We start from the raw sequence: 10,019 nt of genomic DNA, 5'->3' as shown, positions 1-10,019 counted from the left end.
ACCTCCAGCTATAGAACAACTAAAACAAATTGCACGGTTTAATCAGGCAACCCTTGTACAATATTCAATTATTTCTGAAACTACATTTTTCCATCCAGCCAATCTTCCTTATGATCATAATGATGCCCATTGGAACGCATTTGCTGGAGAAGAACAGAAATTAGTTATTTGGGTAATCAAACCCACAGGACAAATCAAATCCCGTCAAATCGATTTGAAAAATCAAAAAATTACCCTCAGCAACTTAGTAACTAATACCCGTAAAACTATGGGATTAGATCGCAGTGTTGGAGTATTCCTTAAACCAGATGCAGAATTACCCGATGGTTCTACTCGCAATCCTTCTGAAGTTCAAGCCAAAGAAAAACTTAAACAACTCCATGAATTACTCATAGAACCCATTGCTGATTTACTACCAAGCAACCCAGAAGCCAAAGTAGTTTTTGTTCCTCATAAAGAACTATTTCTTGTTCCTTTTGCAGCTTTAATCGACTCGAAAGATAAGTATCTCATCGAAAAACACACCATTATCACTGCACCTTCAATTCAAGCCTTAGATGTTACCCGACAAAAACGGCAGAAACAAACTGGAAAGAGTAAACTTGCAGTAGTAGTAGGCAATCCCACAATGCCTACAATTAAGCGACCTAATAACCAATCTCCCACACAACTAAATAATTTACCTGGTGCAGAACGAGAAGGAAAAGAAGTTGCTCAACTGCTGAATGCTGAGTTTTTAACAGGAAATCAAGCAACTAAAGCCGAGGTGTTAAAACAGTTACCCAATGCACGCTATATTCATTTAGCAACTCATGGACTATTAGAAGATTTTGCGAGTTTTGGTATCCCAGGAGCAGTTGCTCTAGCACCTTCTAATCAAGATAATGGCTTTTTAACTTCTAGTGAAATTCAAGAGTTGAATTTACAAGCCGAATTAGCCGTTCTCAGTGCTTGTGACACAGGCGGAGGCGATATTACCGGAGATGGAGTTGTCGGTTTATCTAGAGCCTTAATCGTTGCTGGAGTTCCTAGTATTGTGGTTTCTTTATGGTCTATTCCTGATGCAGAGACAGCCGAACTAATGGTGGAATTTTACCGTAATTTTCAAGAGCGTAAGTTAGACAAAGCTCAAGCGTTGCGTCAGGCGATGTTGGAGATCATGAAAACTCATCCTAACCTTGTTGATTGGGCTGGTTTTACTTTAATTGGACAATCAAAATAGATTAGTAATTCGTCGCATTAATTTTGATGAGTTTGTAGTAAGCACTTCAGTGCTTAAAAATCCAGGACTAAAGTCCTGACTACAAACTTATTCACCCCTCGGAAGTAATGCGACAGTTCACTAAATTGACATTATTAGAAGAGATTTTAGCAATATTTAAAAATTCATTTTGAATGATGAATACTGAATTATTTTTTGTTAAAGATTACGAATTAATTATTAGTTAACTATGTCTCATTTCAAACGCCGCCAATTTCTGCAATTCGCTACTTCTGCTTTAACAACTTTGGGATTAAATCAGTTAGATATCAAAAATCCAAGCTTACGCTATGCTCAAGCTATTGCCTCTTCTAGTCCTCGGAAATTAGCGTTGTTAGTAGGAATCAACAATTATCAAAACGTTGATAACCTCAAAGGTGCAATTACTGATACTTATCTGCAAAGAGAACTATTAATTCATCGTTTTGGCTTTAATCCTCAAGATATATTAATAGTTAGCGATGAAAGTGAAATTAAGCCGACTCGCCAAGGAATTTTACAAGCCTTTGAAGAACATCTCATTAAACAGGCAAAACCAGGGGACATTGTAGTTTATCACTTTTCAGGACATGGTTCTCAAGTATTCGACCGAGAGAGTGCTTTGGAAGACAAACTTAATAGTACTTTTGTACCTAGCGATCGCACTACTTCTCTAGCCGATAATCAAAAGCAAGTTTCTGACATTACGGGTAAGACTTTGTTCTTATTAATGTCACAAATAAAAACCGAAAATCTCACTGTTGTTTTAGATAGTTGTTATTCAGGAGGAGGGAAACGGGGAAATCTAACTATTAGGTCAATTGAAGGCGGAAAAGGATACATTTCTAGCGACATCGAACGAGAATATCAACAAAAATTGCTGTTTGATTTAGGTATATCTCCCGAAGAACTAGAACAACGCCGAAAACAGGGTATTGCTAAAGGAGTAGTAATTGCTTCAGCCAGAAAAAACCAAGTCGCTTCCGAAGCATACTTGGATAATTTTGTCACAGGAGCATTTACTTATTTGATGACTCAATACCTGTGGCAAGAAAATAGTAACACTCCACTTGAGAATGTCATTACTAATATCTCTCGCAGCATCAACAGTACTTTTACCTCTAATCAAATACCAGAACTTGAAGCCAAAAACAATAGTAATAATGAAACAAAACCAACATATTTTATTTCTAGACCAGTCCCCACTGCGGAAGCAGTAATTACTCAAGTTAGGGGGAATAATGTTAATCTTTGGTTAGGAGGAATAGCACCTCAAGCTCTTGCAGCTTTCAACCAAAATCCCATCTTTGAGCTAGTAGACAACCAAGGAGTTAAGCGAGGCAGAATACAATTACAATCTCGCAAGGGGTTGACGGGTGAAGGCAAAATTTTAGAACTGCAAAAACCAGAATTGTTAAAACCAGGAGCATTATTACAAGAAGGAGTTAGAGTGATTCCCTCTAATTATAAATTGCGGATTGGATTAGACGATTCTTTAGGTAAAGATATCGCTGTAGCCAGAAATGAAATCGCCGAAATTGAGCGACTCCAGCCAGTTGTCTTACAAACAGGGGAAGTTCATTATATTTTTGGTCGGATAACAGAAGTACAACAAACAGAATTAAGAAACAAACAAGCTACCTATATTCCTCCTCTCCATAGTTTGGGTTTATATACAGAAGGACTCGATTTAATTCCTGGTTCTTTTGGTAATGCGAAAGAAACCATAAATGATGCCTTAACTCGACTCAAACCTAAATTTCGTTCTCTTTTGGCAGCGAGAATCATCAAATTAACTTTAAATGCCAACTCATCGCGTCTCAACGTATTGGCTTCCTTAAATATTTTACGTCCAAAAGAATTAGATGTAACCGTTGCTGCTCAAACATTTACTTCTCGTTCACCAAGCAAAATCGATCAAAATTCATTCACACCCGCCACAAATACTAATATTAATTATCAAAATGGCATTCCTCAAATTCCTTTAAAAACACAAATTCAATTTCAAGTTAAAAATCAGGAAAATAGCGACCTCTACATTACAGTATTAGCGATTAACCCCGAAGGAAAGATTGATGTTATCTTTCCTAACACTTGGTCATCTGCCGAGGATGCCACCTTAGTTAAAGCGGGAGAAACTCTGGCAATACCCAAGGCACAGGATACTTGGGTATTAGGAATTATTGAACCTCTAGGATTAACAGAAATATTAGTCGTTGCTAGCAAATCACCTTTAAGAAAGAGTTTGCAGAGTTTACAAACTATTGCTCAAAAACAAGGAAGAGGAGATGTACCTGTCACCTTAGCAGATAATCCCACCAATATTATCGACCTCTTATTAGAAGATATTGATAGTAGCACTCTTCCAGAAAACCGTAGTAGAAATAATTCCAACTCTTCTGAGATTACTTCTAGACAAAAAGCTCTTTTGAGTGATACTACTCAATTAGCAGCCATGTCCATTACCTATCAAGCTGTGAAATAACCAGCAACCAGATAGTTATGCTTAAAAAAGTTTTGAGAGTTTGCGTATTTGTTGAAACTTTGATGCGAAAAATTTAGTGAATCGGCTTTTGATCTTTTTGCTTGATTAAAGCAATAAAACCTAATTTACAAATTACCACACATGCACCTTCTATCCAACATCATCCCCCAAAGTAACGCGCCTTTGAGATATTTAACTCAAAAACTGGCAATATTAGCTTTATCTACTGTATCTCCCCTATTCTTATCTGTCGAAAAGGCAGCAGCAAGTACTAGCTGGCAACCTGAGACTTTACGAGAAATATTGCAATTGCAAGTCCAGGTAGCAAAAAAATACTGCCCAGTTGGAATAAATGCGGAAAATTTAAAATTAGGTATCGAGACTTATCTCAGACGTAACGATATCCCTATTACTAAAACTAACACAGTTGGCAGCATCCCTTATATACACATTTCCATTGCATGTAAAACGCGCGAACCTTTGGCTTTCCTGATTTCTTTGGAAGTTATTCAATATGTAGAACTGAATGGAAGAAAGATAAAGGCTTCTACATACAGTATTCCCGAAACTTATGGAACAGGTAATATATCTGGATATTCTAATAGCGAGCAGCAGTTCATAGTGACTATGCTTAAGGAATTTATATCTGATTGGAAATCGGTTAGATAATTAGATAATAATTACTTTTTATCTTTTATCAACCAATACGCTTGGGTTAAGACTAACAACCCAACCTACAATTTTCCTTAACTGAACCGTATTGTTTTATAAACAATAGACTTATTGCAAAAATCTGAATTATAAAAAAACCACAGATGTAACCGTTTAGAGATGGTTTCATAGAGACCATTGTCGATAAGTGAGCGTATTTGTGAACCCGCCCCTACTTCTGACTGTTTTTCACTATGGTGAAAAATAAACAATTAACCATTTATTCAAAAAATACAATAAATTTTGCTAGTTTGCGTAATTTTTTAGACTTAGATGCGAAATATTAATAAATCAGCCAACCAATATATTTTGATATTTTGCTGTATTTGCAGTTCAAGGAGCTAAACCATGAAGCAAATGATAACTGTTGCCGGAGGGGTATTCTTTTCTGTTGGAATTATGTTTCTACTTTTGGGAGGTTGGACTTTTTGGGAGAAAATTAAATTTGAAAATGAATTTAAAAGTCGAGGTCAGTTTAATACAACAATTAGTAAATTGTCGGGCTGGGAAGAGTTAAACAAACAAGAATTAGAACGGAAGCAAAATTTAGTATTTACCTTTCTTGTGATTGCTGGAATCTCTGGTTCTATGGGCGTTGGTCTTGCTATTGCCGGAAAAAATCAGCCTACACAATAAGAAGTGATACCGTTTTTTTCAACGCAAAGGTACGCAGAGGTTTTTACCGGAATAATTAGGCGCATCTTCATAGAAAATTGGTGCGAATTTAATTGCAGCATACTTTTTAACTGACTGCACAGCACATCTTATGAAAACTTTTATTTCACCTTCAAGTCTTTCGCCAATTGATTATACCAGAATTGCAAGAGGAAATAACAAAATGAAGAAATTACTTGCAGGAATCTCAGCATTAGGTTTATCGATTACTTCTCCAGGTATTGCCAATGCACAGGAGTTTACTAATTTTGAGCATCAAGATAATAAATATTACTATGAAACACTAAATTCTCAAGGTCTTGCTTACTATAGATATAAAGTTCCTGCCTATACTTTTGGGATTTTTACACTCAAAAATCACAGTCGCAGTTCAAATGTCGATATTTACGTGCATGACTATTCTGGAGACTGGAAGCTATTGGTTAAAGGAAACAACCAGGGGACGGAAACAGAGTTAGTTGTCACGCCAATGTTTTCGGAAGATAAATATGCGTATATCACGATAGTTAATGATGGTTCACAACCATCTGAATATCATTTGTATGCAAATTATGTCAGTCCTGCTAATAGGTTTGCTATTGCATTGGCTGAAACTTCTTTAATATGTAGTCTTGAAAAAGAAAATATTCCCAATGAAACATCTTCTAGAGTAGTTACAGGGCTTTCTTCAATACTTCAAGGCAATAATTTGGCGGGTGTAACTCAAGACCTTTTAATTAATGAATTCACCAACGCAATGAGGAATCAATTTGGTTATGGATGTACGGGTGATTTTGTAGTCAATTGGGGAGTTTCGATGTTCAGAGGTGTTTACAGAAACTATTAGTTATTTGCAGTCACTGAATCTTGTCTTCGCGCTAATGTGCAAAACTATCTACATCCAGTACCACAAAGCGCGATCGCCACATACCAGATATAGTAATAAATTATTAAAGTAAGGTTGGTACTGTCCACCAACCTTACTACTACTCCTTAATAAGCTGTCCCAGTTTTAGAAATTCTCCGATGTTCCATAGATTCTATAATATCAAGTTCGGGTGATTACTTATAATAAAATCTATCAATGTAGGTTGGGTTGAACGGCAGTGAAACCCAACATGAATAAGGATAAAATGTTGGGTTTCGTTCCTCAACCCAACCTACAGATATTATAAGTGTTTAACCGAACCTGATATAATTTCCACCTACAAGTACTAGTATCCAGGCCGCACATTACAATTAGGATCGTAGTATGAATGGTTGAGACACCAGAAATTAGGCTCTTCGTCTTGTTTAGAGCCACCATTGCCACTGAAGAACGATCTTAAAAGTAACTCTCCCATAAACAAACCTGCTTCTACTTGCTTTTGTCTAAGTGCCTGTTGCTCTTTGATATAAGCTTGTTTTTCTTCTGGAGACAAACTCTCAAAATACTGTCTTCTTCTTTCAGCTTCCTGAATTTGCTTTTCTGTAGCTGCTTTACGAGCTGCATCGAGTTCTGCTTGTTGTCTTTTCCTTTCTTCCTCACGTGCTTGACGTTCTTGTATTGCTTGCTCCTGTTGTTTTCGTTGCAGTTCACGCTGCTCTATATTATGTCGTGTTTCATCTATTTGCTCAACAGTCTTTCGGATCTCATCAAACAATCCGGCAACTATGGTGTTGTTTGGGTTTTGATGATAGTCTAATTTTTGAGTTGATAAATCTGCATTCGCTTCTTTGGATGCAGCCATGACAGGATTTATATTTGCTAGGACAATTACCACAAGTGCGATTTGGGAAAATTTTTTATTCATAGCTCTAAATGGAATGAATGAAGATTGTGATTGTTGAGAGGCTAATACAGGACTTGCAGTATTCAGTATGAGTCCGGATAAGGTCGCACTGAAAAATGGTCTTGCGTTTTTCACGGTAATTAACGACTACGGTAATTAACGACTGTAGTTTGTCAATCTATAAATAGTTTCTACTGAAAAGTCGTGAATTTACGCAAATTATTCAAAAAGTTTTAGTGTGCGATTCTTGACGTAATACCTTGCTTGGAGAAAAAATTCGGTAGTTTGCGTAATTTATTAGATTTGACTGCGAAATACCTACTAGAGTTATCACGTTTACCGATATTAAAGACACACACTGAAAATCATGGAAATTATTACAGGTAGCGGCAACGACACTGTTATCAGACCAGTTTTTGTCAACGGCACAGTATTTCGTAGCAACGACACCATCATAACTGGTGCAGGCAACGACACCATTAACCCAGGACTGGGTAAGTATGAGTATGTTGATGGTGGTGAAGGCTTTGACCACCTGATTTTGGATTACTCCGTTGGTGATACAGGCGGGGGTATGGATTTTTATAGCAACTACGCCAGTTCAGGCACAGGCTCTGCTTATCGATCTAGCGGTGTTCCAAACACCCTAGATTTAGATGATCTCCAATTCCAAAATATTGAGAAGTTCACCATCACAGGTACTAGCAAAAATGACACCATCACAACTTACTTTGGAAACAACGTGATTAACGCAGGTGCTGGTAATGACAGTGTTACTGCTGTTGCTGGCACTTTAGATGGTGGTTCAGGCTTAGACTACCTTACTCTTGATCTCTCCACACAAACATCTAACCTAAATCTTTCTAATCTCGCAAATATCAATGTTTCTGGTGTTGTCACTGCGATCAATTTTGAGGGATTTTCGATTACTACTGGCAGTGGTAACGACATTGTTACTCATACTGGAATTGTTAACGGTGCTGTTCTGCGGACTAATGACTTAATCATCACTGGTGCTGGCAACGACACCATTAACGCAGGACTGGGTGGTGGAAGTATCAATGATGGTGATACCGTCTATGGTGGTGATGGTATTGACCGTCTGATTGTGGACTATTCCGTTGGTGATACGGGCACTGGTATGCGTTTTGTTGGTAGTAGCACTTACGGCTTTGCCATACGAGAAGTCAGCAGCACCAACAGCACTCGCTTGGATTTGATTGGTTTCCAAGACATTGAGGAGTTCACTGTCATAGGTACTAGCAAAGATGACACCATCAATACTGTTGCTGGAAACGACATTATCAATACTGGTGCTGGAAACGACACTATCAATACTGCCGCAGGAAATGACATTATCAATGGCGGTGCGGGAAACGACACCATTGATGGGGGTGCTGGCAATGATCGGATGACTGGCGGCACTGGCAACGACACCTACATTGTTGACAGTACCGGAGATATCGTCACCGAAACATCAACACTCAGCACCGAAATTGACACGGTTCAAGCCTCCATTACTTACACCCTGGGAGCAAACCTAGAAAACTTGATTCTTACAGGTTTTGGAGCAATTAATGGGACTGGGAATAGCCTGAACAATAACCTGACTGGCAACCGGGGTGACAATATTTTGAACGGGGGTATAGGTAATGACACCCTTGATGGCGACACAGGTAATGACACCCTTGATGGCGGCGCAGGTAATGACACCCTGATTGCCAGTTCAGGCAATGATGTGATGAGGGGTGGCAGTGGTAACGACACTTACATTGTCAGTGGTTTAAATGATGACATTATTATCGAGAATGCAGGCGAAGGAATTGATACCGTTCAAGCCCCCTATACTTCTGCCCAGGGATACACTTTGGGTGCTAACATAGAAAACCTGATTTTGATAACAGGAGGAACTAATGGGACTGGCAACTCCCTCGACAACATTCTGACGGGTAACACAAGCAATAATATTCTCAGTGGAGAAGGTGGCAAGGATACCCTGATTGGGGGAAGTGGTAATGATACTCTGATTGGGGGGGCTGGTGATGACATCCTAACCGGTGGTAGTGGCAGCGATTTCTTCCTTTACAACACCAATGCTGCCTTTAACAGTACAGCGATCGCCATTGATCGGATTACAGATTTCCAAAAAGCGAGTGATAAAATCATCCTAGATAAAACCACATTTACAGCCTTACAAAGCTCGGCTGGTAATGGATTTAGCCTGAATAATGAATTTGCGATCGTTACTAGTGACGCTGCTGCGGCAATCAGTGGAGCCAAAATTGTTTACAACCAAAGCAGAGGGGCACTCTTCTACAATCAAAATGGACTTGTGGCTGGCTTCGGAACTGGAGCAGAGTTTGCCAATCTCACCAGCAACCTGTCCTTGACTGCATCAGACTTTGTAATCCAAACTTGATGAGGATTTAGAAAGTCTTTCTAGCAAACTGCTAACTTTCTCTACCAGACGCAAGCGTAGGCGCAGCCCGCCGTAGGCATCGCAGATGTCGTGCCATGTTAACCATCCTCGTCATCGTACCTGGATGCTAACTTGAGTATGACAGCGATCACCTAACTTCTTGTCAATAAACATAACTTTATGTGACTTTTTTGTGCTTTATTGACAATTTGGGTATGAAACAGCAGTCAATAAGACTGCTGATTGATTTACTAATTTCCCAACTTTTGATAAGTGTTTGTAACCCAGTTTTACATAAACTGATAGTAGAATAAATTACTATCAGTTTATATTTTATTATGCTGACTGTTTAATCTGGGTTAAGGCTATTAACATTTCTTCTCGGTTGAGATGTCGTTTCTTACCTGTTTTGGATTCTTGGATAGCGTAACTCCATTTTATTCCAGCTTGTGAGCATCTTTTTCTTAAGTGTTGAACAGTCATGTGTTTGGTTGTAGATACTTGATTTTTGTTTTTGTTAGATATCTGAGTTTTGGATTTTTCGGTTAAGCTCTCGGTTTGAATTACACTGTGTTTTGTAGATGTAGTGCAGTTACAGTGTTTTTCAAAAGCGATAGATATATCTAGCAAGAATTGGAAAATAAAGAGAGTAGAAAATCCGTAAATAATAACGTAGAGAAGTCCTGTTAGGATATACTGTGCTAATTCCATTGTTTTAACTCCTGTTGATATAACTAG

Annotated in this window: 8 protein-coding genes; 6 read left to right on the top strand and 2 right to left on the bottom strand. The window is 38.3% G+C overall.

Annotated elements, in window-relative coordinates:
- The 5 genes from ACWATR_RS37690 to ACWATR_RS37670 all read left to right on the top strand — a co-directional run.
- Positions 1-1,222 (top strand): CHAT domain-containing protein (locus ACWATR_RS37690; protein ID WP_460344771.1); only part of this gene is annotated, 1,222 nt, incomplete at its 5' end.
- A 229-nt stretch (positions 1,223-1,451) separates the two neighbouring features.
- Positions 1,452-3,725 (top strand): caspase family protein, encoded by a 2,274-nt coding sequence (locus ACWATR_RS37685; RefSeq protein ID WP_460344768.1) that lies wholly within the window; start codon positions 1,452-1,454, stop codon positions 3,723-3,725.
- A 141-nt stretch (positions 3,726-3,866) separates the two neighbouring features.
- Complete coding sequence (locus ACWATR_RS37680) at positions 3,867-4,394, top strand: hypothetical protein (protein ID WP_289794721.1); 528 nt, start codon at positions 3,867-3,869, stop codon at positions 4,392-4,394.
- A 390-nt stretch (positions 4,395-4,784) separates the two neighbouring features.
- On the top strand, positions 4,785-5,072 hold the full coding sequence (locus ACWATR_RS37675) for a hypothetical protein (RefSeq protein WP_289794722.1): 288 nt from the start codon (positions 4,785-4,787) through the stop codon (positions 5,070-5,072).
- 130 nt (positions 5,073-5,202) lie between these two features.
- Positions 5,203-5,937: a hypothetical protein gene (locus ACWATR_RS37670; RefSeq protein WP_289794723.1), complete on the top strand. Its 735-nt coding sequence runs from the start codon at positions 5,203-5,205 to the stop codon at positions 5,935-5,937.
- Positions 5,938-6,304: 367 nt separating this feature from the next.
- Here the strand turns inward: ACWATR_RS37670 and ACWATR_RS37665 are convergent, their stop codons facing one another.
- Complete coding sequence (locus ACWATR_RS37665; protein ID WP_289794724.1) at positions 6,305-6,883, bottom strand: hypothetical protein; 579 nt, start codon at positions 6,881-6,883, stop codon at positions 6,305-6,307.
- 346 nt (positions 6,884-7,229) lie between these two features.
- Here ACWATR_RS37665 and ACWATR_RS37660 point away from each other — a divergent pair, with 346 nt between their 5' ends.
- Complete coding sequence (locus ACWATR_RS37660; protein WP_460344761.1) at positions 7,230-9,281, top strand: beta strand repeat-containing protein; 2,052 nt, start codon at positions 7,230-7,232, stop codon at positions 9,279-9,281.
- 336 nt (positions 9,282-9,617) lie between these two features.
- On the opposite strand, the gene ACWATR_RS37655 is transcribed toward ACWATR_RS37660, so the two are convergent.
- Positions 9,618-10,019: hypothetical protein (locus tag ACWATR_RS37655; RefSeq protein ID WP_460344758.1), on the bottom strand; the 402-nt coding region annotated here is incomplete at its 5' end.

This window comes from Nostoc sp. UIC 10890, from assembly GCF_054786515.1.
This window is presented reverse-complemented; position numbering and strand designations above follow the sequence as displayed.